The organism is Gordonia alkanivorans, from assembly GCF_004011905.1.
Classification (GTDB): Bacteria; Actinomycetota; Actinomycetes; order Mycobacteriales; family Mycobacteriaceae; genus Gordonia; species Gordonia alkanivorans.
The window spans coordinates 1,934,285-1,950,591 of the sequence record NZ_CP027114.1 but is presented as its reverse complement, the minus strand read 5'-3'; the positions used below and the strand labels follow the sequence as shown (position 1 = coordinate 1,950,591).

Annotated in this window: 16 protein-coding genes; 4 read left to right on the top strand and 12 right to left on the bottom strand. The window is 67.0% G+C overall.

Annotated features, from left to right (window positions below; translation table 11 throughout):
* Nucleotides 1-45: 45 nt before the first annotated feature.
* Nucleotides 46-984 carry an oxygenase MpaB family protein gene (locus C5O27_RS08870; protein WP_006360283.1) on the top strand — a complete coding sequence of 313 codons (939 nt, stop codon included), beginning with the start codon at nucleotides 46-48 and terminating at the stop codon, nucleotides 982-984.
* Here C5O27_RS08870 and C5O27_RS08865 read toward each other — a convergent pair.
* The 11 genes from C5O27_RS08865 to C5O27_RS08820 all read right to left on the bottom strand — a co-directional run bounded on the left by C5O27_RS08865 (nucleotide 981) and on the right by C5O27_RS08820 (nucleotide 10,448).
* On the bottom strand, nucleotides 981-1,727 hold the full coding sequence (locus C5O27_RS08865) for an alpha/beta fold hydrolase (RefSeq protein ID WP_035753618.1): 747 nt from the start codon (nucleotides 1,725-1,727) through the stop codon (nucleotides 981-983). The two genes, C5O27_RS08870 and C5O27_RS08865, sit on opposite strands and share 4 nt — an antisense overlap.
* Nucleotides 1,728-1,808: 81 nt before the next feature.
* Entirely contained in the window at nucleotides 1,809-2,144 is a 336-nt protein-coding gene (locus C5O27_RS22960; RefSeq protein ID WP_241548683.1) for a hypothetical protein, read from the bottom strand.
* A 5-nt stretch (nucleotides 2,145-2,149) separates the two neighbouring features.
* On the bottom strand, nucleotides 2,150-2,341 hold the full coding sequence (locus tag C5O27_RS22955) for a hypothetical protein (protein WP_244216616.1): 192 nt from the start codon (nucleotides 2,339-2,341) through the stop codon (nucleotides 2,150-2,152).
* A 158-nt stretch (nucleotides 2,342-2,499) separates the two neighbouring features.
* Nucleotides 2,500-3,690 (bottom strand): elongation factor Tu, encoded by a 1,191-nt coding sequence (tuf, locus tag C5O27_RS08855; protein WP_005199938.1) that lies wholly within the window; start codon nucleotides 3,688-3,690, stop codon nucleotides 2,500-2,502.
* Nucleotides 3,691-3,800: 110 nt separating this feature from the next.
* Entirely contained in the window at nucleotides 3,801-5,906 is a 2,106-nt protein-coding gene (gene fusA / locus C5O27_RS08850) for an elongation factor G (RefSeq protein WP_127962513.1), read from the bottom strand.
* An 88-nt stretch (nucleotides 5,907-5,994) separates the two neighbouring features.
* Nucleotides 5,995-6,465, bottom strand: coding sequence for a 30S ribosomal protein S7 (rpsG, locus tag C5O27_RS08845; RefSeq protein ID WP_005199940.1), 471 nt, complete (start codon nucleotides 6,463-6,465; stop codon nucleotides 5,995-5,997).
* A 6-nt stretch (nucleotides 6,466-6,471) separates the two neighbouring features.
* Nucleotides 6,472-6,843 (bottom strand): 30S ribosomal protein S12, encoded by a 372-nt coding sequence (rpsL, locus tag C5O27_RS08840; protein ID WP_004020596.1) that lies wholly within the window; start codon nucleotides 6,841-6,843, stop codon nucleotides 6,472-6,474.
* Nucleotides 6,844-7,251: 408 nt separating this feature from the next.
* The gene (locus C5O27_RS08835) at nucleotides 7,252-8,055 is read right to left on the bottom strand and encodes a hypothetical protein (protein WP_127962512.1); all 804 of its coding nucleotides are present in this window, start codon (nucleotides 8,053-8,055) and stop codon (nucleotides 7,252-7,254) included.
* Between the two features lie 7 nt (nucleotides 8,056-8,062).
* Nucleotides 8,063-8,725, bottom strand: a complete 663-nt coding sequence (locus C5O27_RS08830; protein ID WP_127962511.1) for a class I SAM-dependent methyltransferase — start codon at nucleotides 8,723-8,725, stop codon at nucleotides 8,063-8,065.
* Between the two features lie 81 nt (nucleotides 8,726-8,806).
* Entirely contained in the window at nucleotides 8,807-9,409 is a 603-nt protein-coding gene (locus C5O27_RS08825) for a DUF8020 domain-containing protein (protein ID WP_127962510.1), read from the bottom strand.
* Nucleotides 9,410-9,572: 163 nt separating this feature from the next.
* On the bottom strand, nucleotides 9,573-10,448 hold the full coding sequence (locus tag C5O27_RS08820; protein ID WP_127962509.1) for an exodeoxyribonuclease III: 876 nt from the start codon (nucleotides 10,446-10,448) through the stop codon (nucleotides 9,573-9,575).
* 68 nt (nucleotides 10,449-10,516) lie between these two features.
* On the opposite strand from C5O27_RS08820, the gene C5O27_RS08815 reads away from it, so the two are divergent.
* Nucleotides 10,517-12,187, top strand: a complete 1,671-nt coding sequence (locus tag C5O27_RS08815) for a sigma-54-dependent Fis family transcriptional regulator (RefSeq protein ID WP_035753501.1) — start codon at nucleotides 10,517-10,519, stop codon at nucleotides 12,185-12,187.
* Between the two features lie 29 nt (nucleotides 12,188-12,216).
* Here C5O27_RS08815 and C5O27_RS08810 read toward each other — a convergent pair whose 3' ends face one another.
* Nucleotides 12,217-13,368, bottom strand: coding sequence for an HPP family protein (locus C5O27_RS08810; protein ID WP_127962508.1), 1,152 nt, complete (start codon nucleotides 13,366-13,368; stop codon nucleotides 12,217-12,219).
* Nucleotides 13,369-13,625: 257 nt separating this feature from the next.
* On the opposite strand from C5O27_RS08810, the gene C5O27_RS08805 reads away from it, so the two are divergent.
* Both C5O27_RS08805 and C5O27_RS08800 read left to right on the top strand, forming a co-directional pair.
* A complete protein-coding gene (locus C5O27_RS08805) occupies nucleotides 13,626-15,122 on the top strand; it encodes an aldehyde dehydrogenase family protein (protein WP_127962507.1) in 1,497 nt (498 codons plus the stop codon).
* A gap of 52 nt (nucleotides 15,123-15,174) precedes the next feature.
* On the top strand, nucleotides 15,175-16,293 hold the full coding sequence (locus C5O27_RS08800) for an NDMA-dependent alcohol dehydrogenase (RefSeq protein ID WP_006360294.1): 1,119 nt from the start codon (nucleotides 15,175-15,177) through the stop codon (nucleotides 16,291-16,293).
* Nucleotides 16,294-16,307: the final 14 nt, after the last annotated feature.

Sequence of the window (16,307 nt, the reverse complement as noted above, 5' to 3'; positions counted from 1 at the left end):
GGAACAACCTTTTCACTTTGTTCCAAGTCCGCTACCCTCGCTCTCATGTCAGTCAACCAGGGATTCGATGCCGGTATCCGCGAGGCGGAACCGATGATCGTCGACGACACCCCGGACACCGCCGGCGAGATCGTGCGGCCTCGGCTCGGAGCCGACTCACTCGTGTGGAAGTTCTACGGCGACTCGCGGGGCATCCTCGGCTTTCAGCGCCTGGCCGGCACCGAGAACTGCATCGAGCAGCTCGGGCAGGCCGTCCTCGACCACTCGGTGATCTTCAGCGACTTCCTCGGCCGCGCCAAGCGCACCGGACCGCCGGTGATGAAGACCGTGTACAGCACCGAACCCGAGAAATGGGGCCGCACGGTGCGCGACTTCCATCGCGACATCAAGGGCACCATCAGCGACGGTTCGCGCTACCACGCGCTGAACCCGGAGCTGTTCTACTGGGCCCACGCAACCTTCGTCGACCAGGTTCTCTACATCACCGACACGTTCATCCGTCGCCTCACCTATGCCGAGAAGGTCCAGATCTTCGAAGAAAGCAAGGTCTGGTACCAGCTCTACGGTGTCAGCGACCGCGGCCAGCCCCAGACGTACGAGGAGTTCGTCGCCTACTGGGAGGACATGCTCAACCGTTTCGTCCCCCACAAGACGATCGTCTACGCGACCGGTTACATCCGCCAGGGACTGCCCCGACCCAAGAAGATCCCGGCCCCGGTGTGGAACGTCCTGTCGGCTCCGCTCAATGCGTTCATCCGCACGGTCATCGTGGGGACACTCCCCCAGCAGATGCGCGATGTCTGCGACCTGGAGTGGAACGACAAGAAGGAGAAGAATTTCCAGCGCTTCGCCGCTTTCATGCGTGCGATCAACCCGCTGGTCAACAGGCTCCCACTCAAGTACCTCTACGTCCCGTGGGCGTACGAGGCGTGGGAAAAGGTCGGCATCGACCCCCGCCCGTTGCACAACAAGCCCGCGGCCTAACGCCCCAGGAATCCCTCGACGTGCCGGATGAACTCCGCACGGCGGTCGCGGTGCACGCTGTGCCCGGCGTCGAGGATGACGAACCGTGAGTCCGGCAGCGCCTCGCTGACCGTCCGCAGGTGGCGGGGCGGCAGGAAGCTGCGCTCCCCGCCCGAGATGACCATCGTGGAGGCGCTGACGCGAGGCAGTTCCGACCACCACTGCGGTGCGCAGACATCGAACTCGGCGACGATCTCGTCGCCCATCCGTCCGTCGAACCGGAAGACCGGGAAGGGGTTGCGCGCCAGCGCGACGAGCCCACGGATCTGCTCGCCGAGCGTCGCTTTCATGGTGATTCCCTCGGAGAGATCGGCCTCGTCCCGCGGCATCGGCGGGACCTCCTCGAGGACCATCCGACGCACACGGGACGGTTCGTACATCGCCAGCCGCAACGCGGTGTGGGCTCCGAGCGAATGCCCGACCACGTCGGCCACGTGAATCCCCAGATTGTCGAGCACGTACACCAGGTCGTCACGAAAATCGTCGAGACGGTACGGGCCGTCGGGGCGTCCGCTGCGGCCGTGCCCGCGCAGATCGACGCTGACCACACCACGACCCTGCCGTCGCAACGACGCGGCAAGCGGCCGCCAGGTCGAATGATCCGACGCCATCCCGTGGACGAGGACCACCGGCACGCCACGGTCGGGTTCACCGGCCACCCGGACCGCCAGGTCGGGTTCGGCACGTCGACTGAGCACACGCATGCCCTCGAGCCTACGAAAGGCGGCCTTGCGCGCCCCGTCACACTCGGGCTTTCTCGGGTTCAGAGTTCGTCGACGATCCGTTCACGGGCGTCGGTATTCGTCCTCGGTGAGAGCACCCACGCGATACAGGTCGTCGAGTGACGAGAGCCGGTCGGCGAAGGTGCGCGTCCCACCCTCCGACAGACCTGTCGATGGCATCGGATCGCTCATTGATTCCGTTGCCTCCCAGTCAATTTCGAACTCCTGACTGGCAGGGTCCACGAGCACCGCCAGCCGGCGGCGGTACAGCGCCGGCTGCCGGAAGATCGGGACCACCGTGCGGGTGTTCACCCCGAAGGGGACCAACCCCGACCCCGAGATCCGCAACCCCAGCGACATGAGGGGCTGATTGTTGATCTCGACCCCGGTCTGGCCCATCGACGTCACCTCGGCGAACCCTCGTACGCCGGTGGCCCGAAGCCTCTCGGAGCGGACTCCCCGCGGTAAGACATCGATGCGACGCCGATGCCGATCAGGACGTCGAGCACTGTCACCCCGATACCGGTCCACAGCATCCACTCGGTGTCGGGCTGGTCGAACACGAAATAACAGACGAGGAGGATCGGACCCCCCACGACGATGCCACCACCCGCAGACCTCTGTTCGACGATGCGACGTCGATCGAGGTCGCATCGTCGGATCGAGGTTCGGCGGTGCCGAACAGACAAAGGCGCCCGGCCGCTTTCGCGACCGGGCGCCTCTTGACTCAGAGAGTCAGTGCGTCAGGACAAGATCACTTGGTGATCTTGGTGACTCGACCCGCACCGACGGTGCGGCCACCCTCGCGGATGGCGAAACGCAGGCCCTCGTCCATGGCGACCGGCTGGATGAGCTTGACGCTCATCTCGGTGTTGTCGCCCGGCATGACCATCTCGGTGCCCTCGGGGAGGGTGACGACGCCGGTCACGTCCGTGGTACGGAAGTAGAACTGCGGACGGTAGTTGTTGAAGAACGGGGTGTGACGGCCGCCCTCGTCCTTGGACAGGATGTATGCCTGGCCCTCGAACTCGGTGTGCGGGGTCGTGGTGCCCGGCTTCACGATGACCTGACCGCGCTCGACGTCCTCACGCTTGAGGCCGCGGAGCAGCAGACCGGCGTTGTCGCCTGCCTGTGCGGAATCGAGGAGCTTGTGGAACATCTCGATACCGGTGACGGTGGTCTTGGTGCTCTTCTCGCGGATGCCGACGATCTCGACTTCCTCGTTCACGTTGACCTCGCCGCGCTCCACACGACCGGTGACCACGGTGCCGCGGCCGGTGATGGTGAAGACGTCCTCGACGGGCATGAGGAACGGCTTCTCGGTCTCGCGAACCGGATCCGGGATCGACTCGTCGACGGCAGCCATGAGCTCCTCGACCGACTTGGCCCACTCGGGGTCACCCTCGAGAGCCTTGAGAGCCGAGACCTTGACGACCGGAGCTTCCTCGTCGAAGTCCTGGGCGGCCAGCAGTTCGCGGACCTCCATCTCGACGAGCTCGATGATCTCGTCGTCGTCGACCATGTCGGCCTTGTTCAGGGCGACGAGGATGTAGGGCACACCGACCTGGCGGGCCAGCAGCACGTGCTCGCGGGTCTGCGGCATCGGGCCGTCGGTGGCGGCAACCACGAGGATCGCGCCGTCCATCTGAGCCGCACCGGTGATCATGTTCTTGATGTAGTCGGCGTGACCCGGGGCGTCGACGTGAGCGTAGTGACGCTTCTCGGTCTCGTACTCAACATGCGAGATGTTGATCGTGATACCGCGCGCCTTCTCCTCAGGAGCCTTGTCGATCTGATCGAACGCAAAGCTCTTGTTCAGCTCCGGGTACTTGTCGTGCAGCACCTTGGTGATCGCCGCGGTCAGGGTGGTCTTGCCGTGGTCGACGTGACCGATGGTGCCGATGTTCACGTGCGGCTTGGTCCGCTCGAACTTCGCCTTCGCCACTTTGTGTCCTCCTGGACTGTTGCTGCTGGGCGGATCCCAGCAGGAGATTTACTGATTTACGATGTGCGCCCGCTTTGTCGGCCAGCGCGGATTGCTCGAGCTCGAGGCGATTACTCGCCGGTTGCCTTCGCGATGATCTCCTTCGACACGTTCGCGGGAACTTCCGCGTACGAGTCGAACACCATGGAGTAGTTTGCCCGGCCCTGGGTCTTCGACCGGAGGTCTCCGATGTAGCCGAACATCTCCGACAGCGGAACCTGTGCCTTCACGACACGAGCACCACTGCGCTCCTCCATGGCCTGGATCTGGCCACGGCGGGAGTTCAGATCGCCGATGACGTCACCCATGTAATCCTCGGGAGTCGTGACCTCGACGGCCATGATCGGCTCCAGGATGACCGGGCCGGCCATCTTCGCAGCTTCCTTGAGGGCTTGCGAGCCGGCGATCTTGAAGGCCATTTCCGAGGAGTCGACGTCGTGGTACTGACCGTCGAGCAGGGTGACCTTCAGATTGACCAGCGGGTAGCCGGCGAGGACACCGTACTGCATGGCGTCCTGGGCGCCGGCATCCACCGACGGGATGTACTCGCGCGGGACTCGACCACCGGTGACGGCGTTGTCGAATTCGTAGGTCGCACCGTCCTCGGCGTCCACGAGGGGCTCGAGCTTGATGATGACCTTCGCGAACTGACCCGAACCACCGGTCTGCTTCTTGTGGGTGTACTCGTGCTTCTCGACCGTCTTGCGGATGGTCTCGCGGTACGCCACCTGCGGCTTGCCGACGTTGGCCTCGACCTTGAACTCGCGCTTCATGCGGTCGACCAGGATGTCGAGGTGGAGCTCGCCCATGCCGCCGATGACGGTCTGGCCGGTCTCCTCGTCGAGCTTGACCGAGAAGGTCGGGTCCTCTTCGGCGAGCTTCTGGATCGCGGTGCCGAGCTTCTCCTGGTCGGACTTGGTCTTCGGCTCGATCGAGACGTTGATGACCGGGTCCGGGAAGCTCATCGACTCGAGCACGATGGGAGCGCTCGCGTCACACAGGGTGTCGCCGGTGGTGGTGTCCTTGAGGCCGATCATCGCGTAGATGTGACCCGCGGTGGCGTCCTCGACCGGGTTTTCCTTGTTGGCATGCATCTGGAAGAGCTTGCCGATGCGCTCCTTCTTGCCCTTGGTGGCGTTGAGCACCTGGGTGCCGGCGTTGATCTTGCCGGAGTACACGCGCACGAAGGTGAGCTTGCCGAAGAAGGGGTGAGCGGCGATCTTGAACGCGAGAGCCGAGAACGGCTCGTCGGCGGACGGCTTGCGCGAGAGGATCTCCTCCTCGTCGCCCACGGCGTGGCCCTCGACCGATGGCACGTCCAGCGGGGACGGCAGGTAGTCGATGACCGCGTCCAGCATCGGCTGGACGCCCTTGTTCTTGAACGCGGAGCCGCACAGCACCGGGTAGAGCTCGCGGGAGACGGTCAGCTTGCGGATCGCAGCCTTGATCTCCTCGACGGTGAGCTCTTCGCCGCCGAAGTACTTCTCCATGAGGGCTTCGTCGGACTCGGCGACGGTCTCGAGGAGCTGCTCGCGGTACTCCGCAGCCTTGTCGATCAGGTCGGCCGGGATCTCCTCGATGGTCGGCTCGGCACCGGTCGGCACGACGCCGCGCCAGGTGATGGCCTTCTGCTCGATCAGGTCGACGACGCCGTCGAAGTTGTCCTCGGCACCGATCGGGAGCTGCAGGACCAGCGGCTTGGCGCCGAGGCGGTCCTTGATGGTCTGGACGGTGAAGTAGAAGTCCGCACCCAGCTTGTCCATCTTGTTGACGAAGCAGATACGGGGAACTTCGTACTTCTCGGCCTGACGCCACACCTGCTCGGACTGCGGCTCGACGCCTTCCTTGCCGTCGAAGACCGCAACTGCGCCGTCGAGGACGCGGAGGCTGCGCTCCACCTCGACGGTGAAGTCGACGTGTCCGGGGGTGTCGATGATGTTGATCTGGTTCTTGTTCCAGAAACAGGTCACGGCCGCGGAGGTGATGGTGATACCACGCTCCTTCTCCTGCTCCATCCAGTCGGTGGTCGAGGCACCGTCGTGGGTTTCACCGATCTTGTAGTTCACACCGGTGTAGAAGAGGATTCGCTCGGTCGTGGTGGTCTTGCCGGCATCGATGTGGGCCATGATGCCGATGTTGCGAACCTTGTTCAGGTCGCTGAGCACTTCCTGTGCCACTTAATCGCCTCGCAATTTCGCTAGAGAGCTGTTGGGTCTGAGGTGGGTCCGGCCGCGGCGACCCGAAGGCCGCCGCGGCCGGCAGTGATCACCAGCGGTAGTGCGCGAACGCCCGGTTGGCCTCGGCCATCTTGTGGGTGTCCTCGCGGCGCTTCACCGAAGCACCGAGGCCGTTGGAGGCGTCCAGCAGCTCGTTGGCCAGACGCTCCACCATCGTTTTCTCGCGACGCTGACGGCTGAAGGTCACGAGCCAGCGGAGCGCGAGGGTGTTCGCGCGGTTCGGCTTGACCTCGATCGGCACCTGGTAGGTGGCGCCACCGACGCGGCGGCTCTTCACCTCGAGGGTGGGCTTGACGTTGTCGAGCGCGCGCTTGAGGGTGACGACCGGGTCGGTGCCGGTCTTCTCGCGGGCCTGCTCGAGGGCGCCGTAGACGATGCGCTCGGCGGTCGACTTCTTGCCGTCCAGCAGGATCTTGTTGACCAGCTGGGTGACCAGCGGCGAACCGTAGACCGGGTCGTTGATCAGGGGGCGCTTGGGTGCGGGTCCTTTACGTGGCATGACTTATCAGTTCCCCTTCTTCGCGCCGTAGCGGCTACGGGCCTGCTTGCGGTCCTTGACACCCTGGGTGTCGAGCGAGCCGCGGATGATCTTGTAGCGCACACCCGGGAGGTCCTTCACACGACCGCCGCGGACGAGCACCATCGAGTGCTCCTGCAGGTTGTGGCCTTCACCGGGGATGTACGCGGTGACCTCGACAGAGCTGGTCAGACGCACACGGGCGACCTTACGAAGAGCCGAGTTCGGCTTCTTGGGGGTGGTGGTGTAGACGCGGGTGCACACGCCACGACGCTGCGGGCTTCCCTTGAGGGCCGCGGTCTTGGTCTTTGCAGCCTTGTCATGACGGCCCTTGCGGACCAGCTGGTTGATTGTTGGCACTAGGTGTTCATTCCTCTTTGTTGTCAGTTGTGGTTGGTGCTCCGGGCAAGCCCGCGGATCTCGGCTCTACGCCGCCTCCGGCGTGCTTCCACAACTCGCCCCACCAGTGCATTCACACTGGTCAGTACATTTTCGCTACCCCGAGGTCGGGCGTGTCATACACTCGACAGCGGATTCGCTTGTCAGCCCACGGACCGCCGGTGCCCCGAGTCGGTCGATCTCAGGGCCGGCTCGAGAGCCGTTGGCCGGGCATGCGGACTGGCCCAGCATGGGCCGGGCACCGACGATCCACTCTACCGATCGGGTTTGCACAGGTCAAAAAACGGATCCTCCGCGCGACCTGCAGGTGAACAGGTCGTGTGCGCTGGGGTCCGGCGACGCTGAGACATGGCATTACCTTGTCCACTCTTACACCCCCGAACCCGACGCGTCGAGCCTTCGGCGAACCGCCGCCCGACCGGTACCCGCCGGCGCTCCGACCTGGGCCCGGACCTTCGCGATCGATGCCGCGAACGGACTGTCCGGATCCATCGGCCGCCCAATCGGCGAACTCTGGCCGCCGAACCACCGGTCGACGATCGTCGCCTGGCGTTCGAGGTTGTGGTCGGCCCACGCGTGGTGAGCATCACCCGTCCCCCGGATGCCGTAGACGTTCTCGCCGAGTTCGTGCCGCGCCTGAACCGCGAGCGCATCGGCCAGGAACGACGCGACGGACCGGGCGCCCACGATCTGCCGGGCGTGCACGAGTTCGTGGACCAGCAGTTGGCCGGGCACTGGATAGGCCGCGGGACCGGCCCCGAGGGGCGCGTCGAACATCGCGCCGAGATTGCAGAGGATGCGCCCATCGACCCCGGGCACGGTGAACGCGCGTCCCCTTCGTCCGGCGAGATCGGTGAGGATGACGTCGTCGAGCCATCCGGCGGGCCCGAAGACGAGCTCGGCGGTCCGCCGCTCCTCATCGCACAGGGGGCGGTGCCGAAAACTGAGGCGGGCGACGATCCCTGCGGCGGCACCGGCCATCCCGGCGATCACGAGACCCAGAGGCCCGAACCAGACCGTGGCGATCGCGACGTGCGCGGCGACGAGGACTCCGGCGGTCGACGCCGGTCCCGCCGGCAGACGTACACCTCCGACTCGATGAGCGAGCGACAGCACGACACCGAGGAACCGGCCGTAACCGCGAGCCACGTGGATGAGGAGTCGTCGGCGCATCAGTGTCTCAGTCCCGCACGGCCATGACGACCAGGCCGGGGCCGACGTGCTCGTCGGCGGGCAGCCGGAGCTCGGCGACGGGGCGCAGACCGGCCTGCTCGATCAATCCGACGTACTTCTCCGGCGACCACTGATGGGTCGTCCACTCGACAGGACCGCCGTAGGCCTCGGTGCGTCGCACGTCCTCGTCGCCCGAGTGGGTACCGGAGATGAAGCAGCCGCCCGGCATCAATGCGCGGGCAAATGAGGCCAGCACCTGCGGGAGAACGTGCCGCGGGAGGTTGAACAACGACCACCACCCCAGGACACCACCCAGCGATGAATCGGCGAGATCCAGCTGGGTCGCCGAGCCGACCTCGAAACGGCAGGACGGGTGCAGGCGACGCGCGTTCTCGATCATGCGCGGCGAGAGGTCCACGCCGGTCACGTCGAGTCCGCGGTCGGCGAGATAGGCGGTCACTGTCCCGGGTCCGCAGCCGACGTCGAGCACGGGACCGATGCCCGCCACCGAATCGATGAACGCATCGAGTGCGGCCTTCAGCCACGGACGGCAGCGAGGGTCGCCGATTCCGGTGTCCACCACCAGTCGGACGTAGTCGTCGGCCACACGGTCGTAGGACTCACGGACAGCGTCGAGGTCGGCCGGTCGATCGATGGGGTCGGCGCGCATGCGCCCACGATATGACCCGGGTACGACGCCGCCCCCTGTCCGGGGATCCGGGCAGGTGGCGGGTCGTGGAAAGCCGTGCGCCTACGGAGTGTTGAACCAGGCGACGACCGACGGCCATGCCTTTTTGTTCGACTCGCCGTACCCGATGTACGCGCCGATGAACGCACCCACGCCGGCACCGATCCAGCCGAAGACGATGAACCCGATGAGGCCACCGATCAGCGTGTACAAGGGCGTGTTCCCCCGCCAGCCCTTGTTCAGTTCCTTCCACATGATGTCGTATCGCTGAGCCTTGGTGATCCGCTTGGCGACATCCTTCTTGGCCACGCCGTCGAGGAGCGCACGGTGGTCCGGGCTGACGGCCGGGGTCAGGGTGACCCGCGACCGGTCCGCGCTGACCGCGGCGCGCAGCGGAACGGTGAACCCGTCCATCTGCCCCGAGAGCGGTATCGACGAGACGGTGCGACCGCGGGAATCGAGGATCTGCAGCGCCCCTGCCGGACTGACCGCGAGGCTGCCCCCGCGCACGTCGACGATCACGCTCTTGTGGTCCCCGGCTATCGCCGCGGACGCTGCGGGGAGCGCCACCGTCGCCGGTGCCGCGTGTGCCGTCGCAACGGGGACGGCGATGAGTACTGCACCCATCATGGCCAGCGCCATGATCCCTGCCCTGAGGTGCTTCATGTATGGATTCTCTTTCTCACGAGGATCTTTCGGCCCGTGCTCGGGCCGCGGTGATCATAACGAAGAAGGGACACACTCCCGCAATCGTCTCAACAGGCCAATCCCGTTTCAGTGCCAGCTCAATCGCGCTGCGGCGCAGGACAATCGCGAACTAAGCGCGCGATCACTCCGGAGTCTGGGGCAGCTTGACCTTCGCACCACCGGGTTTCGCCGGGTTCGACGGCGGCGGGACCACCGGCCCGATGTTCCCGTCGGGCGCCTCGTCGAGGTCGACGATGACCGGCGCATGGTCGCTGGGCTTGCTGCCCTTGCGCGCCATCCGGTCGATCCAGGCCGCCTCGACCCGACCGGCCGCAGATTCCCCCGCCAGGATCAGATCGATCCGCATGCCCAGGTCCTTGTGGAACATTCCGGCACGGTAGTCCCAGTAACTGAAGACGCGGTCGTTCGGCCAGCGGTCGCGGACGACGTCGCGCAGACCCAACGCCGCGAATTCGGCGAGCGCGGCACGTTCCGGAGGGGTGACGTGCGTGTGCCCGGCGAAGGCGTCGGGATCGAACAGATCCGCGTCGGCGGGCGCGATGTTCATGTCGCCGCAGAGGAGCGTCGTCGACGGGTCGGCGACCGCCTTCGCGAGAGCGGCGAGCCATTCGAGTTTGTACGTGTAGTGATCCGAGTCGGGGCTGCGGCCGTTCGGCACGTAGAGGGAGTGGATGCGCAGGCCGCCGCACACCGCAGAAATCGCGCGGGCCTCGAGCGTCTCCGGCGTCGGATAGCCCGGCATGCCGGCGAAGCCGACGCGCACGTCGTCGAGCCCGACCCGCGAGAGCAGCGCGACACCGTTCCACTGGCCCTGCCCCGCGTGCGCGATCTCGTAGCCGCGGTCGGCGAGATCTGCGCCGAGGACCTCGTGGAAGGCGTCGTCGGAGAGCTTGGTCTCCTGCAGGCAGACGACGTCGGGGCGACGTTCGTCGAGCCATGGGAGGAGGCGCGGAATCCGCTGTTTCACCGAGTTCACGTTCCAGGTCGCGACGCGCATGGGCCCACGGTAGTACGACACACCGACGCCGATCCGAGGCGGCGTCCGGGCTTTCCTTCGTCGGTGATGTGTGTCACGTTGGTCTCATCGACACTCTCCCTTCCCGTCCCGATCGAACGCCGCAGCGTCCCGTCATCGAGCACTCGTGGCGTCGGTCGGCGATGTCGGGAGTGCGGCCGGAGGACAACACTCCCGCACGTACGCACGACATCGGTTCCGCCGACCCCCTGCTCGACGCAGCGCGCCCCGTCCTCGACGACGCGGCGGCTCGTCTCGCCGACACCGACGTGTCCCTGCTGCTCGTCGATCACGAGTGCCGCATGGTGACGCGGGTGGCGTTCGGAACGACCGTCGAACGTCGGCTCGACGCGATCGGCGCGGCGCCCGGCGTCCCGTTCGGGGAGGACATGGTCGGGACCACCGCGCTCGGCACACCCGCGGAGACGCGCGGCGGGGTGATCGTGAACAGCACCGAGCACTACCTCGAACAGTTCCGGACGATCAGCTGCTTCGGGCAGCCGATCATCCATCCCGCGACGCGGCGCCTGGCCGGGATCATCTGCATGTCCGAGATCGCCGATCGCATCAACCCGCTCGCGGTCCCGGTCGTCAACGGCATCGTGGCCGACATCGCCGACCGGTTGCTCGACCGGTCCCGTGCGCACCAGCGCCGCGTGCTCGACGCCTTCCAGCGCGCCGCCCCTCGCCGGGACGTCGCGGTGGCCGCGATCGGCGACGACCTGCAGCTCACCAATGCCCTGGCCGCCGAACTGCTCTCCCCCACCGACATCGGCGCGCTGCGGGCGATCGCCACCGACCCGGCGCTGCGTTCGACGACGCTGCCGTTGACACTCGTCTCGGGCGCCGAGGTCGAGATCGCCGTCGAACCGGTGGCCGGTACCCGCGGAGCCGCGCTGTTCCGCTTCCGCCCCTTCCTCACACCGACACCGACCCGCTCGACCCCGGTCCGGCCGTCGTCGACGACCGTCGCCGTATCCGGTGAGCCGGGCACCGGGCGCACGACGCTGGCCCTCGAACTGGCCGCCGAAGCGCTGGGGACCGACGCGCTCGACACCGAGGCCGCGGCCGTGGTCGTCGACGTCGCGGACGCGCTGATCAACGGCCGGCGGGTGGACGTCGCCGCCGACCTCACCCGAGCTCGATCGTCCGGCGTCCCGCTCGTGATCGACGGCGTGGATCTGCTCGACGACCGGTCGATCGCGCTGCTCACGCACGCCACGGCGTCGACGCCGGCGGCCTCTCCGTTGCTCCTCGTCAGCGGTCCTCGTGCGCAGGCGTCTCCCGCGGTCGCCGCCCTGCTCGGGCGGTGTGCGCGGCGCGTCGATCCCGCGCCTCTACGTCACCGCAGCTCCGAGCTGGCGGCCATCGCGAGCGGCGTCCTCGGTCAGATCGATCCGGAACTCACTCTCTCCGGCCCGGCGACCGATGCCCTGCTCAGCCAGGACTGGCCGGGCAACTTCGCCGAGCTGATCGCGGTCCTGCGGGAGGCTGCGGCAGCGTGCCGGGATCGGATGGCACGCGTGATCGAGGCGACCGACCTGCCGTCTGGCTATCGGACGACGAGCCGGGCGGCGCATCTCTCCGGACGGGAGCAGGCCGAGCGCGCGGCGATCGTCGACGCACTCGACCGTGCCGGCGGCAACAAGGTCCACGCCGCGCGGGACCTCGGGATCAGCCGCACCACGCTGTACGCGCGGATGCGAGCCCTCGGGATCTAGGAGACACCGCGATGTTGCCGCGCCGGACGTCAGTCGACGAGCGGATCGGCCAGCGTGTGCCGCGCGAGAGCGGCGATGAGATCCGTTTGCGTGATGATGCCGACCAGAAGATCCCCGTCGAGCACGGGCACGGCGCCACAGCCACTGCCGGCGAGCATCGGGAGCACCGCGGTCACCGGAGCGTCGGGGGACGCGATCGGCAAGGTCGTGTCCATCACGTCGGCAGCGGTCAGCACGCTGCCGTCACGGCGCAGCAGTCGGCCGAACCTGCGGTCCGACCCACGTCGTGTCGCACCTCCGCGTAGCCGGGAGACGAGATGGATCTGGAAGACGACACCCAGGAACCGGCCTCCGCGCGTCACCACGGGCAGCGAGGTGAACCGGTGGGTGTCGAACATCTGCGCCAGTTCGCTGAGGGTCGAGTCCGGTCCCACCGTCACGAGGTCCCGGGACATGACGTCACCGGTGACGAGAGGGTCGGCGCGATGGCCGGCGACCTGGAGTTCGGCGGCCCCGATGAGCCGCGCGAGGTCGGCGACCCCGAGGTTGAGGGACTGGCTGTAGCGGTTGAGGATGTCGGTCAACTCGTCCTCGTCCAGCCCGATCCGTGCGGTGGCCGACGACTCGTCGTCGAACCGGCGGTACGGATACCGGCGTCCGGTCAGGCGTGCGTACACCGCCGCGAGCGCGACCAGCGCGATCGTCCCGACCGCGACGGGAGCCAGGGCGAACCGGAATCCGAGAGCGTGGACCAGGTCCGGACTGAGCCCGGCGGTCATCGCGACCGCACCACCCGGCGGATGCACCGCCCGGCAGATCACCATGGCCACGACCGCCGCACCGACCGCGAGCGGGACGCGCAGCTGACTCGGCGAGACCAGCAGTGTCACCGCCACGGCGGCGAACGCCGACACGGTGTTGCCGACGACCGCCGACCACGGCTGGGCGAGCGGACTGTTGGGTGCGGCAAACAGCAGGACCGCCGACGCCCCGAACGGCGCGATCAGGAACAGGCCCGCGTTCAGGTCGACGCCGGACGTGGCGAGCACGAGTCCGACGAGCCCGAGACCCAGGGCCGAGCCGACCCCGGCACGCACCGACTCGCGCGTCGGCACGGACGCCCCCGACGGCCCCCACGACTGCAGCGCACCGCTGAAACGATCGGCCATGCGCGCTGCCATCGATTCCCTCTCTGCGTGAACAGGCAGCCATCGCTGCCCCCGGACACGCTAGCGACGCCGCGCAACGCGCCTTTCGCGACCTCCTGTTCACGTCATTCGTTCACGACAAAGCGGACTGTTCAGTTTCTGGACACGGCGACCACCCCGATAGGTGGCAGAAATGAGTCAGGTCACAGCTATGACCCAGATCACCCCTGACCGTCTCATCTCTGCCCGCTCGCCTCTCCCCGCGTCGAGCGCTTCACCAGGAGGTACCCATGACCGCAGTCGCCACCGAGCTGCTCCCGAAGGTCCGTGAATTCATCGGCTCCGACCGCCCGATGCTGATCGGCGGTGACTGGGTGTGGTCGGCGTCGGGCCGCACCTTCGAGACCATCGACCCCGCCACCGCCCGTCCGCTCACCTCGGTCGCCCACGGCGACGCCACCGACATCGACCGCGCGGTCCGCGCCGCCCGCGAGGCCTTCGACTCCGGCCCGTGGACGCGGATGAAGCCGAACGAACGCGAACGGCTGCTGTGGCGCGTCGGCGATCTCCTCACCGAACGGGCGGCCGAGTTCGGTCAGCTCGAAGCACTCGACAACGGCAAGGCCGCGACCATCGCCGCCGCCGTCGACACCGCCTGGGCCGCCGACATCTTCCGCTACAACGCGGGCCTGGCCACCAAGATCACCGGTTCGACGGTCGACGTGTCGATGCCGTTCGTGCCGGGAGGCGAGTTCCACGCCTACACGCTCCGCGAGCCGGTCGGGGTGTGCGGACTGATCGTCCCGTGGAACTTCCCGTTGCTGATGGCCGCCTTCAAGCTGGCACCGGCGCTGGCCGCGGGCAACACCGTCATCCTCAAGCCCGCCGAGCAGACGCCGCTCACCGCGCTCCTGCTCGGCGAGATCTTCGACGAGGCCGGGTTCCCGCCGGGTGTGGTCAACATCGTCACCGGATTCGGCGAGGCGGGTGCCGCGCTCGCAGCGCACGACGACGTCGACAAGATCGCCTTCACCGGTTCCACCGAGGTCGGCAAGAAGATCGTCGAGGCGGCCAAGGGCAACCTCAAGAAGGTCTCGCTCGAATTGGGCGGCAAGAGCCCCAACATCGTCTTCGCCGATGCCGATTTCGAGAAGGCGGTCGCCGGTTCGGTGGCCGCATGGATGTTCAATCACGGCCAGTGCTGCGTCGCCGGCACCCGGCTCTTCGTCGAGCGGCCGATCTTCGACGACTTCACCGCGGCGGTCGCCGAGGCGGCGTCCCAGGCGAAGATCGGCCCGGGTCTCGATCCCGCCACCGAACTCGGTCCGCTGGTGAGTCAGGAACAGTTCGACCGCGTGTCCGGCTATCTCGCGGCCGGTATCGCGGACGGAGCTCGTGCGCTGACCGGCGGAAAGCGTTGGGGCGACGAGGGATTCTTCATCGAGCCGACGGTGTTCGTCGACGTCGAACCGGACTTCTCCATCGTGCGGGAGGAGATCTTCGGGCCGGTGGTCGCCGCGCTGCCGTTCGACGCCGACACCGGGGTCGCGGCCGCCGCGAACGACTCCATCTACGGTCTCGCCGCCGGGATCTGGACCACCGACCTGTCGAAGGCCCATCGGACGGCCCGTCAGATCAAGGCCGGTTCGGTCTGGGTCAACCAGTACAACGGCTTCGACACCGCGATGCCCTTCGGCGGCTACAAGCAGTCGGGCTGGGGCCGCGAACTCGGGTCCTCGGCCATCGACCTCTACACCCAGACGAAGGCCGTGAACATCGCGCTGTGACCGGCCGTCCCGCTTTTCTCCAGAGTTTCCCCCAAGTGCAAAGGAGCACGTCATGACACTCACCACCAAGGCCGCCGTTCTCACCGCCCCCGGAAAGCCTTTCGAGATCGTGGAACTCGATCTAGACGAGCCCCGCGAGGGTGAGGTCCTGATCAAGTACACCGCCGCCGGACTGTGTCATTCCGACCTCCACCTCACCGACGGCGATCTGCCGCCCCGCTACCCGATCGTGGGTGGACACGAGGGTTCCGGGATCATCGAGGCCGTCGGCCCCGGCGTGACCAAGGTGAAGCCGGGCGACCACGTCGTGTGCAGCTTCATCCCCAACTGCGGCACCTGTCGTTACTGCTCGACGGGACGACAGAACCTGTGCGACATGGGCGCGACCATCCTCGAGGGCTCGATGCCCGACGGCACCTTCCGATTCCATTCGGGCAAGGACGATTTCGGTGCGATGTGCATGCTGGGCACCTTCTCCGAACGGGCCACCATCTCCCAGCACTCGGTGGTGAAGGTCGACGACTGGCTGCCGTTGGACAAGGCTGTGCTCGTCGGCTGCGGTGTGCCGTCCGGTTGGGGCACCTCGGTGTACGCCGGTGGTGTGCGGGCCGGTGACACCGTGGTGATCTACGGCATCGGCGGTCTCGGCATCAACGCCGTCCAGGGCGCGGTGTCGGCAGGCGCCAAGTTCATCGTCGTCGTCGACCCGGTCGACATGAAGCGTGACGCCGCACTGAAATTCGGGGCGACGCATGCCTACTCCGATCCGCAGGAGGCCGCTGCCAAGGTCAACGAGCTGACGTGGGGGCAGGGGGCCGATCAGGCCCTCATCCTGGTGGGCACGGTCGACGAGGAGGTCGTGTCCAACGCGACGGCCGTCGTCGGCAAGGGCGGCACCGTGGTCATCACCGGGCTGGCCGATCCGGCCAAGCTCACCGTGCACGTGTCGGGCACCGACCTGACGCTGAACCAGAAGACGATCAAGGGCAGCCTGTTCGGCTCGGCCAACCCGCAGTACGACATCGTCAAACTGTTGCGTCTCTACGATCAGGGTCAGCTCAAGCTCGACGAGCTGGTCACCACGACCTACACCCTCGACCAGGTCAACGAGGGTTACCAGGACCTCCGTGACGGAAAGAACCTGCGCGGGGTCATCATCCACGGCGAATGAGCCGACAACCGGAA